Below are 23583 nucleotides of genomic sequence, written 5' to 3'. Positions count from 1 at the left end.
CCTTTTACGATTCGGTTAATGGGACACCGCGGCTACGCCTGCCTCGGGCTTAACGCCACAGCGGAACCGGGCAAAGAAAAAAATCACGCCGAAGCACAGCGCGGGGATCAGCTCGGCGGGCGCGATAGCTCCGGCGGCATCGCTAACATAGCCCATCACCGGCGTGACGATGCCGCCGCCAACGATGGTCATCACGATAATCGATGCGCCGTATTTGGTGTCGTGCCCAAGCTTACGGATGCCAAGCGAAAAAATGGTGGGGTACTGGATGGACATGAACAGGCTGCACAGCGTCAGTGCCATCAGGCCACGCTGGCCGCCGGCGGCGGCGATGAGGCAGGTCAGCATGGCCGCCAGGGCGCAGGCCGCCAGGACGTTTTGCGGTGCGAAACGGCGTATGAGCCAGGTGCCGCTGAAACGACCGACGAAGAAACACACCATGGTCGCGGTCAGATAATTGGCGGCAAAATCGGGGGTCATTTGCGCCACCTCCTCCACACCATAGCGGATAAGATAGCTCCAGCAGGCGGTCTGCGCCCCGACATAACAAAACTGGGCCATTACCGCCCAGCGCCAGTGGCGATAGCCAAGCAGCCGTCGCGTAGCGTGAAAAAAGCCGCCGGGTTTCTCGTCGCCGCTTTCGCTGTGAATGGGGGGGAAAGGGGTGAGCAGAATCAACAGCGCTACCGTCAGCACCACCGCCACCACCAGCATATAGGGCGTCTGAACCGCCATCACCAGACTGTGGCGATAGCAGGCCAGCGCTTCGGGGGTCATGCTGTCCAGTACCGCGGGAGGTTGGTGAGGGACATGGGCCAGGATAAAATTTTGGCCGAACACCACGGCGATAATGGCGCCGAAAGAGTTGAAGGTTTGCGCGAGATTGATACGAAAATGGCCGCTTTCCTCCGGCCCGAGTACGGTAACAAAGGGGTTGGCGGCGGTTTCCAGACAGCCCAGACCGGCGGCGATAATAAACAGACCGGCCAGAAAGAGGGAATAATTCATTGTTTGCGCGGCGGGCCAGAATAGGGCGGCCCCGGCGGCATAAAACATCAGTCCGGTAATTATTCCTGATTTATAATTTAGCTTCTTCATCAAAATTCCGGCAGGGATGGGAATAATAAAGTAGCCAAAATAAAAAGAAGATTGTATTAATCCTGCTTGAAAATTATTAAGGGTGAAGGCCTCTTGAAATTGAGGCAGAAGAATATCATTCAAATTGTTAGCAACTGCCCAAAGAAAAAATAATGAGCAGAGTAATGTGAAGGGCAGCAGGTTATTATTGTTCCGGGGACCGGAAGCGACGCGGTATTTTTCTGACGGCAGTAGCGCATTTCCCATAACATCCTCGTCTGGCCCGTACTGCGGCGATGAAGTGAAAGTAGAGGTATTAGCTGTTCGGGCCGGAGCAAGCGGTTGACCCTTTACGCCGTTACCGACGGCGGGGTACCCGCCGCCGGCACAATCGATGGGGCTATTGTCAAAATTCATAAACGGCAAAAATATGCGTCAGCTCACATTAAAAATAATTGCCCAGCGTTTTGGGGATTTAATCACCCTAATTAAACAAAAATAATGCCTAATTTGCCCTTTGGGCAAGGGAAAATGTCGCCTTCGTTGACCGTATATTTTAATTCGAGGTGAAACGGGCAAATTAATAAAGCGCATTTGCCCGTTTATCGACCGCAAACGACAAACGGCCAGATTTTAGCGAAATTTTAATCTAACTAATGATTAGGAAGACAGCTTAGTCATGATGGCGATCACAGAACCAGCGTTATTATTTGCCCGACGCCGGCGGCGGGTAAAGATGTGGAGCATCTCAGGATGGAAGAGGACGTTATTATGAATAAAACGGCGCTGGCGCGCGATATCATTGCCACCTGCCTGCGGATGGGAAAGATGGGTTTGAATCAGGGAACGGCCGGCAATGTCAGCGTACGTTATCAAACCGGAATGCTGATCACGCCCACCGGTATTCCCTACGAGCGGTTGACCGAACGGCACATCGTGTTTGTTGACGCCGACGGCAGGACCGACTGGGGCAAGCTTCCTTCCAGCGAGTGGCGCTTCCATCAGGCGGTATACCTGACCCGGCCAGACAGTCAAGCGGTCATTCACAATCATGCCGTCTACAGTACGGCGGTGTCGGTCCTCAATCGGGCGATCCCCGCCATTCATTACATGATTGCCGCCGCCGGCGGCGACAATGTGCCCTGTGCGCCCTATGCCACGTTTGGCAGCCGCGATCTGGCGGCGCATGTGGCGGTGGCGATGCGGGACCGTAAAGCGACGCTGCTGCAACACCACGGTTTGATTACCTGCGGTGAGAATCTGGCCAGAGCGTTATGGCTTGCGCAGGAAGTCGAAATTCTTGCCAAGCTCTATCTGGCCGTCCTGCCGGTGATGGATCCTGTACCGGTGCTGTCAAAGCAGGAGATGGCGCGCGTGTTGGAAAAATTTAAAACCTACGGCCTGCGGATTGACGATTGAAAAGCTCCTCGGACAGATCCTCGAACAAGCGGTCAGGCCCGGCAATAGTGCACTACACGGCTGCGGTGGGTGGTCAACGCCAACTGGTCATCCCGGACCTTAAGCAGGATCCGTTTTCGCCATGGACCATCGCAGGCCGTTGCCAGCAGCTGGCCCTGCCCGAGCGGGCGCAGGGTCGCGGTGAGCGGCGACGGGCCGGGGCCTAGGAGCAGGCGATCGCCGTCGATCGTCAACTCGCTACGCCACCGCGCCAGCCGCCAGCGGCCCTGCGCCGGCGCGAAAGCGCGCGCATCCGCGTCCGCCGGCACAAAGCGGCGGACGCGGTGACCGATTTCGCCTTCCACCGCCGCGCCATTCTGGTGCAAACGCATCGGCAAATGGCTGGTGAGGGAATACGCGTTACCGGACCGCGCGTCGTGATAAAGCGTTTCGTCAGCGTCAAGCCAACTGACGCCGTGCTCAGCCACCTCCAGCCACGCGTCGCCGCCTTCGGCGAGGTATAGGCCGGGGCTCAAGCTGTGACCGATCGGCGGTAAGGGCTGGCCGAGCAGCGCAGCCATCACCCGCAGCGCGTCAGTTTGCGGCGCGACATCCTCCCGATTGGCGACCAGCGCCATGCCGACGCGCTGGACAGGATCGAGCAAAAAATGGGTTTTATAACCGGGATGAGATCCGCCGTGGCCCAGCAGATGCGTCTCGCCCCACCGCACATGGCCGAGGCCCAGGCCATAACCCGTCTCGCGGCCGTCCGCCAGCCGGCGCGGCGCGCTAAGGCGAGTCAACACCGCCTCTGCGTCCTCCCCCAACAGCGATTGCAGCCAGCGGGCCAGATCGCGCAGGCTGCCCGCCGCGGATCCGGAGGCGGAAAGCGGCAAACCGGCGCACGCGGTCTGCCAGCCTTCGCGGCCGCGCCAGTAGCCGGGCACCAGTCCGGGAACAATATCGAACCACGTCGCCGGCGCATGCAACCGGATCCCCAGCGGGGCGCAGATGTGGCGCTGCAGAAGATCGGCAAAGGCGATGCCCTTGGCGTTCAGCGCTTCCTCCACCAGCCGGTAACCGGTATTGGAGTAGCTGATTTCGCTGCCGGCGGGATAATTAAGCGCGCCGCAGTCGGTAAGAAATGGCAGCAGATCTTCCTGGCGGGTGGCGCTGAAGATGGAGAGCCCCAGTAAGGAGAGCGTCTCGCGCACGTCGGGCAGACCGCCGGTCATATCCAGCGCTTGGCCGACGCTGACCTGGCCGTTGGCGCCGGTCAGCTGCGGCAAATGCCGGGCCAGCGGATCCTCTAGCGCGAGCGCCTCCGCCGCCGGCCCGGTAACCAGCGCAGCGAAGAGGTGTTTGGTCACCGAGGCGAACCGCACAACGCTGTCGGGGCTGAACAGGGTGCGCTGTGCCAAATCGGCCAGCCCGCCGCAGCAAAAGGCGTGAATGGCGTTAGCATCGAACAGCGCAATAGCGCCGCCCGGCTCCCCGTCGCGCTGCCAGTCGTCAACAATGGCCTGCGCGACGGCGGTGGCCTGAGGCCAATTCATGATCATACCGTTTCTCCCGCATCTTGCTGTCATCGGAAAACCCATCGGCGAACGCCCGCGCGGCGACAAACGCCGGCCGGGCGGTATCGGGGCCACGCCAGCTTGGGTCGGGTGCATCTGCGCCGCAAGAGTGCAGGTCACTGCGTACAACACGTAAACGCTCTGCCATCGCCGCCCTAACGTGCAGGCCAGGGCGGCGATGCGCGCTTGTCCCCGCCCGCACGGCCGCGACATGCCCTTTTAACGAGCAAGCAAGTTCCATGCCTGGCGGGCAGGCGCCGCCGGCGGCGAGGGCGTTATGTGGCCTAAACAGCGTCATCCAGATCCTGTTGCCAGACCTGGCCCATGACAATTTCCAGCCGTTTGAATAGCTTATAGCGGGCGTCGTGAAACGCGTGTCGATCGACGCGCGGTAATAACGTCCGGGGGTCGAGTTGGACCGCCTGCGCCACCCCCGCGGCCAGATTACGCCAAACGCCGACGCCCACGCCGGCGCACAGCGCTGCACCCAGCGCGCCGGTCTCCTGGCACTGCGCCGTGCGGATAGGGATATTGAGCACATCGGCGAACATCTGCGGCCAGACGCAGCTGCGCGCCGCGCCGCCGGAAAGCGTCGCGTGGGTGAACGCGATGCCGGCCGCCCGCAGGCGGTCGATATGGGCGCGATGGGCGAAGGTCACGCCCTCAAATAGCGCATACAACATATCGGCCCGGGTATGCCAGCCGCCCAAGCCGTAAAAGCCGGCTTTGGCGGGGCCTGCCTTGCGGCCCGAGTACAAATAGGGATGATAGAGCGGCAAACGGTCATCGGGCAGCACCGACGCCACCTCTTCGCTGCTGCGCGCCGCGCCCTGCCCGCCGCGGCCGTCGGCGAATTCGCGCACGAACCAGTCGAGATTGGCGGCGGAAGTGGCGCTGGCTTCGATCGCCATGTAGCGATCTTTTTCGATGATGGAATTCATAAATACCGGCCGTAGATAATCCGGCCTGTCCACCACCACCTGGTTGATACTCCACGTGCCGGCGACAATAGACGCATCGCCGCTGGCGACCACGCCCGAGCCGATGGCGCTGGCCACCACGTCGAAGATGCCGGCTACGACCGGGATGCCGGCGGTCAGGCCGGTCAAACGGGCGGCGCGCTCGCTGACGAGTCCCGCGACCTCGCAGGATTCGCGCAGCGGCGGCAGCAGCGCCAGCGCGTCGGGCACCTCATACAGCGCCATGAGCTCGCGGTCGTAGTCGCGCCGGCGATAGTCAATCAGACCGGCGCCGGCGGCATCGGAGTAATCGCCGCTGAGCGATCCGCACAGGAAATGGCTGATAACATCCTTGGCGCACAGCACGTGGCCAATGCGGCGGTAAAGCGCGGCGTCATGGCGCTTCAGCCAGCTCAACAGTACCGGCGTGGCGGCGGCCCAGGGGGTTTGTAATGAGCGTTGATAAATAGCTGCGCGCTTCCCCTGACGCTCAAATTCGCGTACCAGGGCATCCGCGCGGCTGTCGATGGATTGAATACCGATGACGGGCTGCTGCCGGCGGTCGAGCGCGTACAGGCCGTTGCCGTGCCCCGCGGCGCCCACGGCGATGACCCGGTGGCCGGCGTCGCCGGCCTGGCGCAGGCAGTCATGGATGGCGCCCGTCACGTCCCGCCATATGTCTTCGATCGGCCGTTCGGCGTAGCCCGGCCGGGGCTGATGGGTGGCGCCGGCGCGACCGGCCACCGACAACACATGACCCTCCAGACTGAACAATACCGCTTTGATCATGGTATTTCCGGCATCGATACCCAGCAAACATTGGCTCATTTTTTTCTCCGCAACACGGGGAGGATGCGGCGTACTGCACAGGCGCCGTCGCAGGTCAGTCCTGCTGATAAATCGCCAGCGCCTGCTGCCCGCTGGCGCCCTGATGAATAATGGCCATCAACGCCCTGACGACGCGTGAAGGATTGGCATGTTGATAGACGTTGCGCCCGTACACCATGCCGGCGGCGCCCTGTGCCATCAGCGCCGCGGTTTTGACCAACACGTCCGCCAGCTCGCCTTTGCCGCCGCCGCGGACCAGCGTCGGACAGCGTGCCGCCTCCACCACGCGATAAAACTCGTCGACCTCATCGGTGGGATCGGCTTTGATGATATCGGCGCCGAGCTCACGTGCCAGCCGCACCAGCGGAACGATCTGCCCGACATCCCCCAACGAGCCATAGGCCGCGCCTTGGCCGGCGGGCGCCATGACCAGCGGCTCAATCATCAACGGCATGCCATAGCGGTCGCACGCATGGCGCAGGCGGCTGATATTCTCGATACACTGGCGGAAAATGCCCGGCTCGTCGGGGATCTGGTAAAGATTGACCACGACCGCCGCGGCGTCCATTTGCAGCGCCGCCAGGATCGGCGCCTCGGGGTTATGCAATACCGCCCACATTTCCCGATGGCGGGTGGCGTTGTAGGCATTGCCGACGTCGGCACGCATTACCAGCGCCGGCTTCGGTCCCGGCGTTTGCTGTAGCAAATCGGCCTGACCAAAATTCACCTGGATCGCATCGGGTCCGGCCGCGATGAGACTCTTCATTACGCCGCGGATATCCTCCAGTCCGACGAGAAAATCCGGCTCGTTGGCAATACCATGGTCGATGGCGACGTCCAGGCATTTGTCATGATTAAACAGCCGATGGAGTCTCACTTTAGGGGTGGTCGGCATAGCGGGTTTCCTCGGTATCAGCGGTTGAAGTAAGATTGGCCAGTCCATGCCGGCTGGCCAGACGGGAGCAGGTCAAAGCGATGTTTTGCGCCAGCAGATCGTCGGACCAGCCGAGTTCGCGCGCCATCAGCGTTGCCAGCTCGGTCACCCGCGCCAGGGTAGCTTCGCCGCTGATGGCGATACGCGTACGGCGTACCAGCACATCTTCCGGCATGACCGCCTGCTCGTGATGGATAAGATAAGCGATTTCGTTTTCACTGTAGTCCGCATGATGGCGCAGCGGCCGGTCGGGCCGGCGGCCGATGGCGGCGATAATCGCCTCCGCCCGCGTGCCGTAGCGAGCCGCGAGCTGCGCCACGCGCGTCGACGGCAGGCCGCTTTGCACGGTGAGTTGCCGTAGCCAGGTGGCGTACTGCTCGGCGGCAGGGTAATCGCGACCGCCGCCGATGGCCAGGTGTTGCGTGCCGACCTGGCGCTTTTCCCCCAACAGATGCAGCACCCGGTCGGCCGCCTGTTCCCCAAAAGCGCGGAACGTGGTCCATTTGCCGCCGATAAGACATAGCGTGGCGAACTCCCGTCCGTTGACCGGCGGCAGCAGCGCCAGAGAGTGGTTACGCGAGATGCGGCCGTTTAACGCGGCATCGCTGGCGGGCAGGGGCCGCACCCCGCTGAAGGTATAAAGCACATCGTCTTCGCCCACGCGCAGCGAGGGGAATACAAAGTTCAGGGATTCCAAGATATAGCGTTTTTCCGCTTCATCGCAGACCGCCTCATCGGGGTCATCAATGCGGATATCGGTTGAGCCGACCAGCACATTGCCAAACCAGGGGAACATAATGCATACCCGTCCCTCGTGGTTTTCGTAATACACCATCTCATCCCCCAGCATGCGCAACAGTTCGGGGCTGCGCACGATAAGATGAGATCCCTTGGTGCCGCCAATCATTTTCTGACCCGCCCGCTCCGGCGCCAGCATGCCATTAAGCGCGTCGACCCAGGCGCCGGTGGCATTGACCACGATATGGGGTCGCAGCGTAAAGGTTTCCTGGCTGAGGGCGTCGCGCAGGGTCAGCTGCACGCCGTCGGTGCCTTCCACGCTGAGATAATTCAGCGCCAGCGCCTGTGGATTCGCGCGCCGTGAATCTTCCAACAGTTCAACACCCAGACGCTCCGGCGCGGTGATCCAGGCGTCGTAGTAGGTGGCGCTACAGCGGATCCAGGGGGCGAATCCCGGCCAGCGCCGGCGGGTGGCGCCAAGGCCGTTGAGTTGATGACGCGGCATCGTGCCGCTCTGACGGGTATAGAGGTCGTAAAGCGTCAAGCCGGTTTTAATGATCAGCGCGCCGCGCCGGGCGGGTTTTTCGCCAAGACGCAGAAAGCGCTTACCGGCGTTAACGAGACCACCGCCCCAACTGTCAATGGGTACCGTCGTGCGCAGCGGCGCGACATAGTGCGGGGCGTTGAGCAGTAACCGGTCGCGTTCGGTAACGGATTCTTTCACCAAACCGAATTCGCCGGTCTCCAAATAGCGCAAACCGCCGTGAATCATGCGCGACAGCGCGCCGCTGGCCGCCTGACACCAATCGCCTTGCTCGACGATAATGGCGGGGATGCCCTGTAGCGCCAATTCACGGAAGGTGCTGATGCCGTTGATGCCGCCGCCCACGATCAGGACCGGCACCCGATCGCGCGCGCGCAGCGCTGCCAGCTGGGTTTCCCGCCCCAATAGCGGTTCGCGGTCGTGTTCAGCCATGATGTCCTCCTGACGTACCGAACTGGTCAATTACGCCGGCGGCGGTAGCTTCGTCGGTCACCAGCCCTTTGAGATAGCCGCCGCGCAGCGCGCAATGGATGGGGTCAATCTTGTTGCTCCCCGCCGCCACCGCGAAGGAGAAGGGGATACGCTGCAGCTCCGGCAGCGTCAGTCCCACCAATCGCTGGTTATCGGCGAAGCGCGCCGGCCGGCCGGTTTCATCCAGCAGCCACGCCAGTAATTCGCTACGGGCGCCGCTGGTTTCGATGCTATCGCTGGCCTCGCGCGCCGTCAGGTTCAGGTCGTAGTAACTGGAGCTGTTACTAAAGATGGAGCCCAGTCCCACCACCGCCAGCGTGGCCTCGCGCGCCTTTTGTAGCACCTGATCCACTCCGCTGATGCCCATTAGCCATTCCCGCTGCGACGGCGTGTCGGCAAACAGCGGCGCATGGATTTGCCAGGCGCGGCCGCCGAGGCGCGCCGCCATCTCCGAGGCGACATGATTGACATCGGTATAGTGTTTACCCTGTACGCAGCCGAGCGCCGGCACCACTTCCACCTGATATTTGCGCGCCGGCGCCAGCGCTTCCACCAGCGCGCTGACGCCCTTGCCGCCGGTGATGGCGATAACATCGCCATCGCGCAGCCGCGACAGCAAAAACGCCGCCGCCGCCGCGCCGACGACGCGCAGCTCCGCGTCATCGGCGCGGGTGACGTTGGGCGCCACCACCGCCTCAGACAACCCGCCGGCGCGCGCCAGATCTTTCTCCAATTGATGAGCGGACAAAAAGGGAGATGTGATCGTTATCTCTACCATGCCGCTTTCCCGGCCCTGGCGAATCATGCGGTTGACCGTCGTTACCGATAACCCCGTGGCCGCGGCGATCTCCGACTGCTTGCGCCCGTCCTGGTAGTACATCACCAGCACCCGATACACCTGACGGCTACCGTTGAACGACAGCAGTTCATTCTCATTATCCATCGGCATCAGCTCCTGTTGAGGCAAGAAGACCGGCGGCAAGGGTTGCCGTCAGCCCGCACGGTATTTGTTCATAATATGATCCATCGACACGGCCGCCAGCAGAATCAATCCCTTAATAAGATCCTGCCAGTAAACCGATACGTTAATCAGTATCAGCGAACTGGTAACGATGGAGAGCAGTGCAACCCCCAGTACCGCGCCGAGAATCGAGCCGGTGCCGCCTTTCAGGCTGGCGCCGCCGATCACCGCCGCAGCGATAACGTTCAGCTCCATACCGACGCCGAAGGTCGGGGTGGCGGACCCGAGGCGCGCCATATAAATAATGCCGGCCACCCCGGCGAGCGTGGAGGTCAGTACCGTCACCGCCAGCTTGATTTTATTGACGCGGATACCAGAGTACGCGGCGGCCCGCTCGTTACTGCCGGTATAGAACACCTTACGAAACGCCGTCGCCTTGCGCAGCAGGAAGTCGAACAGCGCCACCAGCAGGAAAAACAGCACGATAACGAAAGGGATGCCGTACACCGCCCCCTGTCCCAGGAATTTAAAGCTCCCCGGCAGGGTGAATAACGACAGCGGCGTGCCTTGGGTGATAATCATGCACAGACCGCGCACGATAACCATCGCCGCCAGCGAGGCGATAAAATGACTAAGACCGATGCGGGTGACGGTAAGCCCCATTAACAGGCCGACCGCCGCCGCCGCCGCAATCCCGGCCAAACTGGCCAGCCAGGGATCGACGCCGTTAAGAAATAGCTGGCCCGCCACCACCATCGATAGACATACCACCGATCCCACCGATAAATCGATGCCGCCGACGATCAGCAGGATGGTCATGCCCACCACCACGATCCCCTCGATGGAAAACGACAGCAGCATGGCCTTCATGTTGGCCCAACTGAGGAAATAGGGCGAGGTAAAGCTCATCACCACAAAAATGACCACAATGATGGTGACCAATCCCACTTCCCGCTGGCGAAACAGCGCGGCGAAGAGTTTTATCAAGAGACTCAGCGGCGTCACCGCGCCGCTGGGTTTCGGGTTGGAAAGCAGAGTGTTCAGCGCCATAGGTCCCCCGGTTCAAGCGGCGATGCCGGCGGCGAGCCGCATAATATTTTCTTCTGTCATGGCGTCCTCGCGGACTTCGCCGCTAAGTCGCCCCTCATGGATGACCAGGATGCGATCGCATAACCCGATTAGCTCCGGCAGTTCGGAGGAGATGACCACCAGAGCCACGCCGTTTTGCGCCAGCCGATGCAGGATCTGGTAGATTTCCGCTTTGGCGCTGACGTCCACGCCGCGGGTCGGTTCGTCGAAAAACACCACGTCCGGCGCCACAGACAGCACTTTCGCCAGCGCCACCTTCTGTTGATTACCGCCGGAAAGCGAAGAAGCGGGATCGCTAAGACGGCCTTTCTTTAACTGCACCTGCGACGCCAGCCGCTCTGCCTGGCGTCGTTCGGCGCGCTGGCTCAATAACCCGCACCGATTTTGTAGCGGCCCCAAATCCAGCGCCGACATATTCCAGTCGATGGGCATTGCCAGAAACAGCCCCGCCTCCTTGCGGTCTTCCGACAGATAAACCATGCCGCGCCGGATACTGTCGCGGTAATCTTTCAGGGCGACAGGCCGGCCGCCCAGACGGATTTCCCCCTGCGAATGGCGGCGCAGCGCGCAGACCGCTTCGGCGATCTCACTACGTCCGGCGCCCATCAGGCCTCCGATGCCGACAATCTCGCCGGGGCGCACGCTAAAGCTGATGTCGTGAAAATGTTTGCCGTCGCCGAGATTGACCACCTCCAGCCGCGGCGCGGCGTCGGCGGGTGGACGTTTGTCGGGAAACAATTGCGTCAGAGGCCGACCGACCAGACGGGTAATGACCTCGTCCGGCGTCATACCGGCCAGGGGCGCGCTGTAGACGGTTTCGCCGTCGCGCAGGATGGTGATGTGCTGGCACAGCGCGAAAATCTCCGCCATGCGGTGGCTAATGTAAATAATGGCGATACCGCGTGCCTTGAGCTGGCGGACGATGGCGAACAACGTCTGCGCCTCCGGCTCGGTCAGCGCCGCCGTGGGCTCATCGAGGATCAGAATGCGGCAATCCAGCGTGAGCGCCTTGGCTATCTCCACCAACTGTTGCTGCGACAGCGAAAGATCCCGTACCCGCGCGGTGACCGGGATCGGCGCCAGACGATCCATCACCGCCTGCGCCCGCCGGCGTAGGTCGTCATGGCGCATCAGCGGCCGCCCGCTGCCGCTGGTCTGCGCCATCCAGATATTTTCATAGACCGAGATATCCGGGCACAGAGCTATCTCTTGATGCACCAGCCCGATACCTAGCCGCTGAGCGTCGGCGGGTGAGCGGATGTCAACCGGTTCACCGTCCAGCAGGATACTGCCGGCGTCCGGGCGCAAAATGCCATCGACGATATTCATTAACGTCGATTTGCCGGCGCCGTTCTCCCCCGCCAGCGCGTGCACTTCGCCCGCGCGCACGGTTAAATCCACCTGCCGCAGCGCCTTGACCGCGCCGAATGATTTGCTGATGCCGCGCAGCGTTAATACCGGTGAGATGCTCATTAAACGCTCCTTACTCGTTAATGCCTTTGGTGCCGCGGCGTTTCAAATAGGTGTCCCAACGGAAATCATCGGCATTGTCTTTGGTTACCACCGAGAAACCGTTATCCAAAATGGGGAACGCGAACGGGTTGGCACCGCTGCGTTTGGCGTCATTCATCGGATCGATCAACTGAGGATGGGCGGCAAGGAACAAGGTGATAAAGCCGAGATAGCCTTGGATCCCCTGATTGGGGTTGATGCTGGCGTACACCTGACCGCTTTTTATCATATCCAGCACCTTGGCGTTAACGTCGACCGTGATGACCTTCACCTTGCCGCCGTTCTCGGCCACCGCCTGAGCCGCGCCGATAGCCGAACTGGCCTCGGGCATAAACAGCACCGCCAGATTGGGGTGCGCTTGCAGCATGGACAGTACGGCGTTATAGGCCTTCGACGGATCCTGATTGGTTGCCGCCCGCGCCACCAGTTTGGTGTTTGGAAAAGCGGTTTTCATTTCATTAATGAACGCGCTGACGCGTCGGTCGTGATTATCTTGACCCGGATTTTCCAGCACGGCGTACTCGCCTTTACCCTGCATGACCTTGCCCATTTCATCCGCGGCCGCCTTACCTTCGCGGAAATTGTCCGAGGTGACATAAGCGACACGTTTGCTGTTAGGCGAGTCGGCGGCGAAGGTGACCACCGGAATGCCCATTTCCGCGGCGCGGTTGATCGGTTCAATAAAGGGATCGGGATTCATCGGATGGAGAAAGATACCGGCGGGTTTCTGAGCCAGCACCTGCTCGAAGCTTGAGAGCTGCTGGTTGACATCATAGGCCGGCGTACCGCCGTAAACGGTTTTGCATCCCAGTTGCTGGGCGGCCTGTTTGAACATTTCGTACACCGGGAACCAATATTCCACGCCGGTGTTCATGACATTCATGTAATAGGTTTCACCCGGTTTGCAGCGGAATTGCGGTGTCTCATCCGCGGCCTTGACGGCGGGAGCCAACGTCAGGGCGCAAAGCAGGCAGGCGGCAACAGCGTAAGATTTTTTCATTATTATCTTCCCCGGAAAACGTCTGGTGTTCCTGGCTCAGCCGTTACAGCATTAACACGGAAAAACGAGCCGGGGCGGTTTTGGAATTTATTTCATCGGTAAGAAATAAATTTCATAGAAGATATAATGAGCGGCGATGGAAAGATCAATAAAAGGTTTCGGAAATGTTGCGCATCTGTGATTGCGGTCGATTTTCATCGCAAAACTGTGCTCCGCATCCGATGTCATTTAACGCAAAGGGGAACTGCGGTCGAACCCGTTCATCTGCCCGCGGAACACAGGCGGAAAGAGCGCATGATCGCGTCAACGTTTGCGTTAACCCCCCGTGAAGGTCACGACAACGCCCCCTGACAAACCCGGTTTTACCTAAGCGCCTATCGCCCCTGAGATTGAAGACGCCGTAATAGCTACCGCCAGCGCGGAGCCAGTGAAGCGGGAACGCCACGTGATCGGCAGAGTTTACATGCCCGCGTCACGCGGGTAAGACACTTAAGCGGTGTCTCTTTTACGCCGTAGCGCGGTGCCAGCCTCCGGGCCAGCCTGCTTATCAGCGCCAGCAGCGGGAAAAGGACACCAATAAACGGGATAAAATTCCGTGGTTGCTCCAAAAGGTCTATCCCGGCGCAGGCTGGTTTGAGATCATTTTACGCTTTTGCGCATTAACCCAGGAAGGCGTCGGAACCAGGGCCGGGAAGCGGGATGAACAATCGAATACAGTGCGCGGCTATAATCCATTACCAGACCCGGCGTCCAGGCCATCATTTGGGCGCGCTTACGCACCTGCGCCGCAATCCAAAGTTCGGGGACGATCAGCGACTGGAAAAGATAACTGAATTTATTATTTTCCAATACCCCATCCAGCGCGGCTTCCAAAGCGTAGGCCACGGTGCTTGAGCAATTACGGTAGGTGAGGTTGTAGGTTTTATCGAGGCTATAATTTTGCCAAAACGACTCCAGCTTGTGGTAATTGAATTTGTGGAATTCAATTTTGCGCGTCGATTCACACCAGCTCTCGGCCTCCGAACCATAGTCGGTTAAAAATCGGCCGCCAACATCATTATCACGCGTTGCTCTGAGAATTCGCAGAAATTCTGAAGGAGAGCGATCAATTTCTTCCGCCGGGTAGAGGCTTAAATAGAGCTTCCCCGGCACTTCTAGCGCAGCGTGTCCGGTCGAGATGACGCCGTCCGCATCCACGGCGGCGATATAGCGATTGATGATAGGACGCGGAACGGGCTGGGTTGCCGCAGATTCTTCCGGTGTCCAAATGTGGACAATCAACGGGGTGGTGTTTCTTTTTTTTGTTTCGGCCACTGGCGCGGCGCCTTTGCCCTCCTGAAGAGGCACATAACTTAACAGCACATCCCCCGGCTGAATCAGCTGAAAAATGGACGTGCCATTTTCCATGCGCCTGGCTTTGCGGGCAATTCCCACGCAGCTTAATCCGCTGACAATCAGCTGTAAGCCGATAAAAAATGAAATCGCCGCGGCGTGATGAAGCAGCAAAAACAAGGAGAACAACATCAACGATAAGCCATAAAAGAGCGCTTTTTTCCAATGAGGATAACGGACGACAAACGAAGAGAGCGTGGTGAAAAAGCCTATCAGGAAGAAGGAAAAGGCGAAAATGAGCGCCAATAGCAGGTTGCTATACGACTTTCCAACCAGAATGAGCAGCGCCACCAAGAAAAATAGTCCCCCCTTAAAAAAGAGGATGCTTTTCTTCGTTCCTTCAACGCTGGACATGACGCTTAGGGTCAACAGACTTTCCAGTAATAAAATGCAACCGAACGTTTTTAAAGGGAAGTAGGGATGGTTGTCTAAACCATCAATGAAAATCAGTAGCCCACATACCATCCAAATAATACCGGCGACGGACAGATATAACGCGTTGCGCTTGATGTATTTGGTACCAAGCAGTAGCAATACTAACTGGATCAATTTATGCCTCTCTCGATTGTCATTCTGGTCATTTAAGAAGATAAAGACCAATTCCCAACAATGACTAACGAACCACGATCGTCGATCAGAACCGCACCGCTGTCGGTAACGTGTAACCAGTCGCCCTGTGCATCTTGCAGCCTGAAGCGTATCGTGGGGAATTTATGAACAAATGCATCGGTGCGCCAATGCTTAGCTAGCCGCGCTTGATCGCCCGGATGCAGCTGTGCAATGAGCCGTTGTCTGTTATTAAGCGTTGCGAGGGGAAGCGCCGCCAACGGCGGGGGGAGATTATCCCAACTCAGCGAGCCGTTAGTGAGATTGAGCTGATAAATGGCCTGGCGCTGGTGGCGTAATTGACCGTCGGAGGTCATATGGCTGATATTATGCGTAATTACCCGCAGAAAAACCAAGAACAGGGAGGTTGCCGTCAAATAGACCTGTACCAGCAGTAACGCTTCATTAGCATGCAATCTTTTGAGAAATAACGGGCCGATGCCTTTATCCGCATAAAAGATCATCACGCTCCCTAACGTCAGCAGTGCCAGCGCTCCACCGCGGTTACCGCAAACGAGCGTCATAAAGGCGGTGAGAACCACGGGTAACAGGATCGAAGTGAATAACACAATGTCGCGTAAGCCTGTCGCTTTACCGAAGTTGAGGGCATTGACATTGCCGCTAAAAGCCCACGTAGTGTAGAGCACCATACACACCCAGATTATCGCGCCAAGGAGTAAATGCCGCGCTGCGAGGGGGGCGGGCCGTAGCCGGTTATTGAGGAATCCCATGATGACGGTCGTGGAGAAGAAGTTGCCGCTGATATCGGCGATGAACCACGCCCAGAAAATCTGCCCAAAGGCTTTTTGGGTCTCGAATGCGAAGACCAGCGCAAAGCAAAGAGAATCCAGTAGGCTGACCAGAATAGTCGTGATGAACCAGTAAAATATGATGTTGATATCATCGCCAGGGCGGGAAAACCGCTTGATAATCCAAGCGATGGCCAGAGAGGATGGCAACGAAACCACGGCAAACACCATATTGAAAATGAGATGCTCGCTTGAGGGATGGCTCACCGAAAAATCGATAATAATAAATGTCAGCAGCAGTAACGGCCAATGCCGCATGGCATAATGGAGAAATGCCGCTGTGGCGACGCCCGCCGGAAACCAGATAAGGGCAACATGCAACTCGGGATTGTCAAACTGAACCGATATTATCCCAGAAAGATAATAAACCAATAACCATATCCCCAGTATCGGTATATTGGGGATATAAGACATTGCCGCTGGTTTCATGGATCTATCTCATCGTTTAGTGAATTCACTAGGTAACCGCTAATCCGAATGTCACTCACTCATGTCAACGTTCCCTCGTCTTTATCATAGAAGGCATGACATAATTTGCGCGCGAATTGCAGATAAGTTATATCGCTTATCGCGATTGTCAATTTAATCGGTAAAGGAATGCGTTCCCTGCATTCCGTTTGTCTATTTAGGAGACAAACGGCGAGGATGACCCGCCGCCAGTGTCCTTTTATTAAAGCGCGGCGCATCCCCAGGCGACGAGCGTCGTCATTTACGGTTAGGTGTTTTTCGCGCCACGCCGTCGCCGGCATTAGCCGGTAAACGCAGCAGATCGATAAGCCCGACGGCGGTAACCAGCGCGATAAACACAAACGCCAGCCGAAAAGCGATGCCCGGTATCGCATCCAACCCGCTATGCCGGGCGATAAGCTCACCCGCGCGAACGGCGAGCGCGCCCAGGGTAATCCCCAGACCCGCCGACAATTGCAGCGCGGTGCTAAACAGCGTATTGGCGGAACTCATTTCGCCGGCGGGAACATCGGCAAACGCCAGCGAGCTGATGCCGGTGAATTGCATTGAGCGGCACAGCCCGCCCCAAAAAAGCATCAGCATGACCCACGCCGGCGATGTGTCGGGGGTGAAGGTGGCGCAGACCAGGAGCGACAGGACGCACAGCGCGCCATTCACCAGTAGGATTGGCCGGAAACCGAAGCGGCGCATCAGCGGCGTTGTCGCCGGTTTCATCGCCAGGTTGCCGGCGAAAACCGCCAGCACCAATATGCCGGCATGAAAAGGGTCCATGCCGAAGCCCACTTGGAACAGCAGCGGCAGCAGGAAAGGTACCGAACTGACGGTAATACGGAACAGCGTTCCGCCGCCCATGGTAATGCGGAACGTGTGAATGCGCAGCGCATCCAAGCGCACCATCGGATAACGCGCGCGACGTAGGTGGCGTAAGGCAATGACCAGAGCGAGCAGCCCCACCGCCAGCAGCAGCCAGACCGCCGGCCAGTTGACCGGCAGCTGGCTGCAAAGCTCCAGCGCGGTGACCAGGCAGAGCATCGCCAGGCCCATCGAGACAAAGCCCATTTTGTCGAAAGGTTGTGGCTTGTTTTCACTCACATTGGGAATGATGATCCAGGCGATAATCATCGCTGCTATCCCCAGCGGAATATTGATAAAGAAAATCCAGCGCCAACTGGCGTAGCTGGTGATAAATCCCCCCAGCGGCGGCCCGAGAATGGGCGCGACCAAGGCGGGCCAGGTCAGGGTAGCGATGGCGACAATCAATTGATTTTTCGGCGTGTTGCGCAATACCGCCAGGCGGCCGACCGGCACCATCATGGCGCCGCCGATACCCTGGACCACCCGCATGGCGATGAACTCGCCGACGTTTTGCGTCAGCCCACAGAGAAAAGAGGAGAGGGTGAAAATCAACAGAGCGGCGCTGAAAATGTTGCGCGCGCCGTAGCGATCCGCCGTCCACCCGCTGACGGGTATCAGCACCGCCAGAGTAATAAGATAGGCGCTCATACCGATGTTTAAATCCACCGCCGCCACGCCGAAATCACGGGCCATTTGCGGCAGGGCGGTCGCGATCACCGTACCGTCGAGATATTCCATAAAGAAGGCGCCTGCCACCAGTAGCGCCATACCTGAAATGCCCTTGGTTGCGTGCTGTGGCGACGTATCGCTTTCCGAGGACGTCTCGTCGTGCTGCGCTGTTGGCGCCTGTTTACTCCTGGCCATAAGGTTATTTTCACCGTCAAAAGACATATCAAAAGAACGCCGCTGCCATGCGGCTGTGGTTACATTATTCACCCTATTCACCCGCGCGCAAAGCGTAATGCGGGCGGGAGAGGCCGCTTTGCCCCGACGGTAGCCGTGCGCCGGGGCATATCGCGCAGGAAAAAGGGCGAGGGGGCCGCGCCAGTCCACCGGCGAAGGCGCGACCCGCCGAGCGTTAGGACGCCTCCCCTGGAAATAATAACGGCTGCCAGCCGCTTAGCGGTACGGCGGCGGTAGCCGGGGGGAAGGCTTCTTCGGCGTAAGCCGTGCGGTCGACATCGGTAAAGATGCATTTGACACTAAAACGGCACCAATAAGATGCCGTTATGGCGCTTTTTTGGCGCCAAATGGCGCTGGCTTATCCTGTATCGGGCCGGACGGCGCAGGGCGCGGGTCTTGAGGCACCGGCGCGGACGGCGCCTTCTTTGCCGCTGTCGTGTCCCGCGATGGGCGCTTTTGTATACCGTGGCGTCTAGCGATGTGTGCGTTCTACGCCGTCTCCGTCCGCCGTGGCGTCTAGCGATGTATGCGCTCTATGCCGTTCCCGTCCGCCGTGGCGTCTAGCGATGTGTACATTCTATGCCGTTCCCGTCCGCCATGGCGTCAGCGGCCGAGGATGTTACGCGCCGCCGCCAGACCGTCCACCGTTCATGACCATCGCCTTGCCGGCGGCGGGCGTCGGGTTATCGGCCGGCGGTTTCTCCGGCATCGCGTCCGGCGCAATATTCATGTGCCGCAGCACGGCGCCCATGGCCTGGCCGAAAATCGGCGATGCCACCGAGCCGCCGAAATGGTCGCCGGCGGTGGGATGGTTGACGACAATGACCAGCGCGACCTGCGGATTGCTGGCCGGCGCCACGCCGGCGGTATAGTTGATGTAGCCGCCGTCGTATTTGCCGCTGGGACCCATCTTCTCGGCGGTTCCCGTTTTAATAGCCAGCCGATAGCCCGGTACCGCCGCGCGTACCCCGCTTCCGCCGGGCAGCGCATCGCTTTCCATCATATGCAATACGGTACGCACAATGCCGGCGTCCATAACCCGTTTACCCATGACGGGCGGCGTTACGCGGGTGATGGACAGCGGCCGGTAAACGCCCAAGGCGCCGATGGTGGCGTATTCGCGCGCGATTTGCAGCGGCGTGGCGCGCAGACCATAGCCAAAGGAAAAGGTGGCGCGCTCAATATCCGCCCAGCGCTGCCGATTAAAAGGGAAATAGCCGCTGGTTTCCCCTGTGATGCCCAGCCCGGTGGGTTTGCCCAAACCAAAGGATTGGTAAAGATTCACCAGTACGCTGGCGGGCATCGCCATGGCGATGTGCGAAACGCCGATATCGCTGGATTTCTGCAAAATCCCGGTAATAGTTAGCCGCGGCCAATGGCCCACATCGCGGATCAAATGCCCGTTAATGCGATAAGGGGTTGTATCCAGCACCGAATTGGGCTGGATCAAATGCTGCTGCAACCCGGCCATGACCACCAGCGGTTTCACCGTCGAGCCTGGCTCGAAGCTGTCGCTAATGGCCACATCACGCATGCTCTGCGGCGTGGCATCGGCGAAGTTATTGGGATTGAAAGAGGGGTAAGAGGCCATCGCCAGGATCTCGCCGGTGCTTACTTTGACCAGCACCGCCGCCCCGGAGTCGGCTTTGTTTAAAATCACCCCGGCGCGCAGATGGGAATAAAGCGCATACTGATCGAATTTATCGATACTCAGCGTAACATCGGGCGCCTGTTGGGGGGCTGTATAATTGACCAGCGCAATTTCGTTATTATCGCCGTCTTGACGGTATTGCCGCATGCCCGGTTTGCCCTGCAACAAATTATCGAAACCGCGCTCGATACCGTTTAGCCCCTGGTTGTCGGCGCCCACAATGCCGATAAGCGGCGCCGCCGCTTCGCTCATCGGATAGTAGCGGCTGTCGTCGAACAGGCTGCTTATCCCTTTAAGATGCAGCTTCATAATATCCTGAGCGATACCTGATTCGATTTTGCGTCCGAGCGCGACATAGCGGCGAGACGGATCCTGCGCGATGATACGCTGTAAATCCGCCAGCGGCATTTTCAACGCCTCCGCCAGATAGCGCCATTTGCCGTCATTAAAATCGGGACGGGCGGCCAGGATCACTTTCGGATCGGCAATGATAGTGCGCGAAGGAACGCTGAGCGCCAACACCTCGCCATTGCGATCGGTGAGGGTACCGCGGTTGGTCTGAATCGGCATGGTGCGCAGCGAACGGGCGTCCGCCTGCTTTTCCAGCATCGGTCGTTTGAGAAGCTGCAAATAGCCGACGCGCGCCAATAGCAGTAGCAAGCAGCACAATACGCCCAGGCATAACAAGGTAAAGCGGGAGCCCAGATAAGGGGTAGGGGCGCGCGGCGTTTTTTTGGCGGTCGACATAACGCTCTCTTCGGAAATCAGCGGTGGTTGAAACACGAGAAAGTGTTACTGAATATCCCCCCTCTGCGATAGAAAATAAATGTTTCAGAAATTGAGCTCCCGCCGCGCGCAAAACAGCGACGAAAAGCGTAGGCCGCCTTGGGGGCTGGCCGCTGCCGCGCCCGCCGTTGCGCTACGACGGGGACGGCATGGCCGAAGACAACATCCTGCTTCACGAAAAATTTAACCCGGCGCATGCCCGCAGTCTTTCGCCGTAGCGGTACGGCACATATATGTTTAGAAACAAAATCCTTTCGGCGCACATTAAGCATTGCCCGCAGATCGTTCTGCATGGTATGTTATATTATAACATTTACAGTCTCGGGTAACTTCATGTCTTCTTACGTATCATCACGGCGCCTGACGGTGGGTCGGAGGCTGCTTATTGCCTCGGGGTTGACGCGGATGCTGATGGCGTTGGCCCTGCTCGCGCTGCTGTGGGCCGCCATCATCTGGTCGACGATGCTGCCATGATAACGTTGCGCAATCTGCTTACGGGATATCAAGGGCAAGGCATCGGCGTGCCGCTGGTCGGCTGCTTCGCCAGCGGCAGCATGACCGCCATCGTCGGCGCTAACGGTTCCGGTAAATCGACACTGCTGAAAACCCTGGCCGGCCTGCTGCCCCCGGTGCAAGGGTCGCTATCGTTCGGCCAGGGCGGTCGACCGCGAGTAGGCTATTTGCCGCAGCAGGCGGAAATGGATCGACAGTTCCCCTTGACGGTATTTGACGTTGTGGCGATGGGCTGCTGGCCGACCTGTGGCCTGCTGCGCCGCCTTCATCGTGCCCAACAGGCCGCTGTCTGGCAAGCGTTGACGCGCGTCGGCCTAGAAGCATTGTCCCATCGCGCCATCAGCACGCTCTCCGGCGGCCAATTTCAGCGCATGTTGTTTGCCCGACTGCTGGTCCAAGAGGCGCCGCTGATTTTGCTTGATGAGCCTTTCAGCGGCATCGATAAACCCACCTGCGGCCTGTTGATGACGGTCATTGAGCAACTGCACCGCCAGGGGCGCACGATTATTGTCGTCCTGCACGACAATCAACTGGTCGTCGAGCATTTTCCGCAAACGCTGTGGCTAACGCCAGAGCGGCCCGTCTGGGGGCCCTCCGCCCAGGTATTGGCGCCATGGCCGGAGTCGGCCGCCCCGTTGAGCGCTTGTCGCCTGCAGAGTGTGTGATCATGTTGCATTTGTTGTTTGATCCTTTTGTCAATTACGGCTTTATGCGCCGGGCGCTGGTGGCCTGTTTCGCCCTGTCCCTCAGCACCACGCCCTTGGGCAGTTTCTTGTTACTGCGCCGCATGAGCCTGGTGGGTGATGCGCTATCCCATGCCATATTGCCGGGCGTCGCCATCGGTTATCTGCTGTCCGGCATGTCGCTTATCGCTATGGGCATAGGCGGCTTTATCGCCGGTCTGGTGGTGGCGGTCCTGTCCGGCTGGGTCAGCTCAATGACGCAGCTTAAAGAGGACGCTAGCTTCGCCGGCTTTTATCTCGGATCGCTGGCGCTGGGGGTGACGCTGGTATCCCTGCGCGGGTCCAGCGTCGATTTATTGCATTTACTGTTTGGATCCATCCTGGCGGTGGATACCGACGCCATACGTTTTGTCGGCGCCATTGCCAGCAGCACCTTCCTCAGCCTGGCATTGATGTATCGCGCTCTGGTGGTTGAAGCCTTTGACGCGGCGTTTTTGCGCGTCAATCCCACCGGTTTTCCGCGCTTAATCCAGGCGCTGTTTTTGGCGCTGGTGGTGCTGAATCTTGTGGCGGGCTTTCAAATCCTGGGCACCCTGATGGCGGTGGGATTAATGATGTTGCCGCCGGTGGCCGCGCGCTGCTGGACCACCAGCCTGCCGCGGATGCTGGCGTTGGCGACCGCCATCGGCGTGTTCTGTTCGTGGGGTGGGCTACTGTGGTCATTCTACGCTTCGTTGCCCGCCGGCCCGACCATTGTGTTATCGGCCAGTCTGGTGTTTTTCCTCTCGGTATTATTAGGTCCGCGCGGCGGTATTGCATTGCTGCTGCGCCGGCGTCGCAGGGTAGTTAACAAGGAGAAGATATGAAACGTTTTACGCTGTCAATTGCGATGGCATTGATCGTGGTCAGCCCGACGGCGCTGGCGAAAACCGTAGACGCGGTGGCCAGTTTTTCGGTGCTGGCGGATATCGTTAGGCAGGTTGGCGGTGAGCATGTCAAGGTGACCGAATTAGTCGGGCCGGACGGCGATCCCCATGCCTTTGAACCGGCGCCGAAGGACAGCCAGGCGTTGGCGAAAGCGGACGTGGTGTTTGTCAGCGGGCTGGGGCTTGAGGGCTGGATCGATCGCCTGGTCACCGCTTCTGGTTATCGGGGTAAAGTCATTACCGCTTCCGACGGCGTCAGTCCGCGCAAAATGGAAGAGGATGGCAAAACCATTACCGACCCGCACGCGTGGAACAGCGCCCGCAATGGCGCCCTGTACGCGCGTAACGTCATGAATGCGCTGATAGCCACCGACCCGCAGGACGCTGACTATTTCCGTCAGCGCGGCGAAGCGTATATTCAGCAATTGGAGAAGCTCGACGCCTGGGCTAAGGCGGAATTTGCCGCCATACCGCAGGGAAAACGTAAAGTGCTGACCAGCCATGATGCCTTTGGTTATTTTGGCGCCGAATACGGCGTGCAATTCCTGTCACCGGTCGGTTTCTCCACCGAATCCGAGGCCAGCGCCAGCAATGTGGCGGGGTTAATCGATCAAATTAAGCAGGAACACATCGCCACCTATTTCATTGAGAACCAGACCGACCCGCGGCTGGTAAAACAAATCGCCAGCGCCAGCGGCGCTCAGCCCGGTGGTGAGTTGTACCCCGAAGCCTTGTCCGCCAAGGATGGCCCCGCCGCTACCTATGAAGCGGCGTTTCGCCACAATGTCACCACGCTTGCCGGCAGTATGAAATAAACACGGGGGTAAGCGCCGTGGTCGGGGGAATTGCCCGGCCACGGCATCACGCTGTGACTTATGGGAGACGAAACACAACATGCCAGGC

Annotated in this window: 18 protein-coding genes; 5 read left to right on the top strand and 13 right to left on the bottom strand. The window is 59.1% G+C overall.

Translation table 11 applies throughout. The features are described from left to right. Window positions 1-15: 15 nt before the first annotated feature. Window positions 16-1344: an L-fucose:H+ symporter permease gene (gene fucP, locus SANT_RS19075; RefSeq protein ID WP_025423836.1), complete on the bottom strand. Its 1329-nt coding sequence runs from the start codon at window positions 1342-1344 to the stop codon at window positions 16-18. A 504-nt stretch (window positions 1345-1848) separates the two neighbouring features. On the opposite strand from fucP, the gene SANT_RS19070 reads away from it, so the two are divergent. Continuing rightward, complete coding sequence (locus SANT_RS19070; protein WP_025423835.1) at window positions 1849-2496, top strand: L-fuculose-phosphate aldolase; 648 nt, start codon at window positions 1849-1851, stop codon at window positions 2494-2496. A gap of 32 nt (window positions 2497-2528) precedes the next feature. Here the strand turns inward: SANT_RS19070 and SANT_RS19065 are convergent, their stop codons facing one another. The 12 genes from SANT_RS19065 to SANT_RS19010 form a co-directional block, all read right to left on the bottom strand. Further along, window positions 2529-4037 carry a serine hydrolase domain-containing protein gene (locus SANT_RS19065; RefSeq protein ID WP_025423834.1) on the bottom strand — a complete coding sequence of 503 codons (1509 nt, stop codon included), beginning with the start codon at window positions 4035-4037 and terminating at the stop codon, window positions 2529-2531. A gap of 299 nt (window positions 4038-4336) precedes the next feature. Then, on the bottom strand, window positions 4337-5839 hold the full coding sequence (locus SANT_RS19060; RefSeq protein WP_025423833.1) for an FGGY-family carbohydrate kinase: 1503 nt from the start codon (window positions 5837-5839) through the stop codon (window positions 4337-4339). Between the two features lie 55 nt (window positions 5840-5894). Further along, entirely contained in the window at window positions 5895-6734 is an 840-nt protein-coding gene (locus SANT_RS19055) for a class I fructose-bisphosphate aldolase (protein WP_025423832.1), read from the bottom strand. Continuing rightward, window positions 6718-8487, bottom strand: coding sequence for a glycerol-3-phosphate dehydrogenase/oxidase (locus tag SANT_RS19050; RefSeq protein WP_051440191.1), 1770 nt, complete (start codon window positions 8485-8487; stop codon window positions 6718-6720). Before SANT_RS19050 ends, SANT_RS19055 begins: the two co-directional genes overlap by 17 nt. Continuing rightward, window positions 8480-9469, bottom strand: coding sequence for a sugar-binding transcriptional regulator (locus SANT_RS19045; protein WP_081730486.1), 990 nt, complete (start codon window positions 9467-9469; stop codon window positions 8480-8482). Before SANT_RS19045 ends, SANT_RS19050 begins: the two co-directional genes overlap by 8 nt. A 48-nt stretch (window positions 9470-9517) precedes the next feature. After that, a complete protein-coding gene (locus SANT_RS19040) occupies window positions 9518-10537 on the bottom strand; it encodes an ABC transporter permease (protein ID WP_025423829.1) in 1020 nt (339 codons plus the stop codon). Window positions 10538-10549: 12 nt separating this feature from the next. Continuing rightward, the gene (locus tag SANT_RS19035; protein WP_025423828.1) at window positions 10550-12049 is read right to left on the bottom strand and encodes a sugar ABC transporter ATP-binding protein; all 1500 of its coding nucleotides are present in this window, start codon (window positions 12047-12049) and stop codon (window positions 10550-10552) included. Between the two features lie 10 nt (window positions 12050-12059). Continuing rightward, the gene (locus SANT_RS19030; RefSeq protein WP_025423827.1) at window positions 12060-13088 is read right to left on the bottom strand and encodes a substrate-binding domain-containing protein; all 1029 of its coding nucleotides are present in this window, start codon (window positions 13086-13088) and stop codon (window positions 12060-12062) included. Window positions 13089-13727: 639 nt separating this feature from the next. After that, entirely contained in the window at window positions 13728-15029 is a 1302-nt protein-coding gene (locus SANT_RS19025) for a hypothetical protein (RefSeq protein ID WP_025423826.1), read from the bottom strand. 32 nt (window positions 15030-15061) lie between these two features. Next, window positions 15062-16324, bottom strand: coding sequence for an MASE1 domain-containing protein (locus SANT_RS19020; protein ID WP_025423825.1), 1263 nt, complete (start codon window positions 16322-16324; stop codon window positions 15062-15064). 276 nt (window positions 16325-16600) lie between these two features. Then, window positions 16601-18082 carry an MFS transporter gene (locus SANT_RS19015; protein WP_025423824.1) on the bottom strand — a complete coding sequence of 494 codons (1482 nt, stop codon included), beginning with the start codon at window positions 18080-18082 and terminating at the stop codon, window positions 16601-16603. A 658-nt stretch (window positions 18083-18740) separates the two neighbouring features. Further along, window positions 18741-20519: a penicillin-binding transpeptidase domain-containing protein gene (locus SANT_RS19010; protein ID WP_025423823.1), complete on the bottom strand. Its 1779-nt coding sequence runs from the start codon at window positions 20517-20519 to the stop codon at window positions 18741-18743. Window positions 20520-20891: 372 nt separating this feature from the next. On the opposite strand from SANT_RS19010, the gene SANT_RS24635 reads away from it, so the two are divergent. Genes SANT_RS24635 through SANT_RS18995 form a run of 4 tightly spaced genes read left to right on the top strand, consistent with a single transcriptional unit; the run spans window position 20892 to window position 23495 of the window. Continuing rightward, window positions 20892-21032 (top strand): hypothetical protein, encoded by a 141-nt coding sequence (locus tag SANT_RS24635; protein WP_200867257.1) that lies wholly within the window; start codon window positions 20892-20894, stop codon window positions 21030-21032. Then, entirely contained in the window at window positions 21029-21736 is a 708-nt protein-coding gene (locus SANT_RS19005) for a metal ABC transporter ATP-binding protein (RefSeq protein ID WP_025423822.1), read from the top strand. The genes SANT_RS24635 and SANT_RS19005 overlap by 4 nt, the downstream gene beginning before the upstream one ends. 2 nt (window positions 21737-21738) lie before the next feature. After that, window positions 21739-22620, top strand: coding sequence for a metal ABC transporter permease (locus SANT_RS19000; RefSeq protein WP_148296327.1), 882 nt, complete (start codon window positions 21739-21741; stop codon window positions 22618-22620). Next, on the top strand, window positions 22617-23495 hold the full coding sequence (locus tag SANT_RS18995) for a metal ABC transporter substrate-binding protein (RefSeq protein ID WP_025423820.1): 879 nt from the start codon (window positions 22617-22619) through the stop codon (window positions 23493-23495). Before SANT_RS19000 ends, SANT_RS18995 begins: the two co-directional genes overlap by 4 nt. The last annotated feature ends 88 nt before the right edge of the window (window positions 23496-23583 follow it).

This window comes from Sodalis praecaptivus (assembly GCF_000517425.1).
In the GTDB taxonomy this organism is placed as follows: domain Bacteria; phylum Pseudomonadota; class Gammaproteobacteria; order Enterobacterales; family Enterobacteriaceae; genus Sodalis_A; species Sodalis_A praecaptivus.
The sequence above is the reverse complement of the archived record's forward strand: the minus strand, read 5'-3'. Positions and strand labels throughout refer to the sequence as shown.

Coding starts and splice junctions, on each gene's coding strand:
- SANT_RS19005 (WP_025423822.1), top strand. CDS start 21,029: ATGATAACGTTGCGCAATCTGCTTACGGGATATCAAGGGCAAGGCATC.
- SANT_RS19020 (WP_025423825.1), bottom strand. CDS start 16,324: ATGAAACCAGCGGCAATGTCTTATATCCCCAATATACCGATACTGGGG.
- fucP (WP_025423836.1), bottom strand. CDS start 1,344: ATGGGAAATGCGCTACTGCCGTCAGAAAAATACCGCGTCGCTTCCGGT.
- SANT_RS19040 (WP_025423829.1), bottom strand. CDS start 10,537: ATGGCGCTGAACACTCTGCTTTCCAACCCGAAACCCAGCGGCGCGGTG.
- SANT_RS19045 (WP_081730486.1), bottom strand. CDS start 9,469: ATGGATAATGAGAATGAACTGCTGTCGTTCAACGGTAGCCGTCAGGTG.
- SANT_RS19070 (WP_025423835.1), top strand. CDS start 1,849: ATGAATAAAACGGCGCTGGCGCGCGATATCATTGCCACCTGCCTGCGG.
- SANT_RS19030 (WP_025423827.1), bottom strand. CDS start 13,088: ATGAAAAAATCTTACGCTGTTGCCGCCTGCCTGCTTTGCGCCCTGACG.
- SANT_RS19015 (WP_025423824.1), bottom strand. CDS start 18,082: ATGGCCAGGAGTAAACAGGCGCCAACAGCGCAGCACGACGAGACGTCC.
- SANT_RS19000 (WP_148296327.1), top strand. CDS start 21,739: ATGTTGCATTTGTTGTTTGATCCTTTTGTCAATTACGGCTTTATGCGC.
- SANT_RS19010 (WP_025423823.1), bottom strand. CDS start 20,519: ATGTCGACCGCCAAAAAAACGCCGCGCGCCCCTACCCCTTATCTGGGC.
- SANT_RS19060 (WP_025423833.1), bottom strand. CDS start 5,839: ATGAGCCAATGTTTGCTGGGTATCGATGCCGGAAATACCATGATCAAA.
- SANT_RS19055 (WP_025423832.1), bottom strand. CDS start 6,734: ATGCCGACCACCCCTAAAGTGAGACTCCATCGGCTGTTTAATCATGAC.
- SANT_RS19050 (WP_051440191.1), bottom strand. CDS start 8,487: ATGGCTGAACACGACCGCGAACCGCTATTGGGGCGGGAAACCCAGCTG.
- SANT_RS18995 (WP_025423820.1), top strand. CDS start 22,617: ATGAAACGTTTTACGCTGTCAATTGCGATGGCATTGATCGTGGTCAGC.
- SANT_RS24635 (WP_200867257.1), top strand. CDS start 20,892: ATGTCTTCTTACGTATCATCACGGCGCCTGACGGTGGGTCGGAGGCTG.
- SANT_RS19065 (WP_025423834.1), bottom strand. CDS start 4,037: ATGATCATGAATTGGCCTCAGGCCACCGCCGTCGCGCAGGCCATTGTT.
- SANT_RS19035 (WP_025423828.1), bottom strand. CDS start 12,049: ATGAGCATCTCACCGGTATTAACGCTGCGCGGCATCAGCAAATCATTC.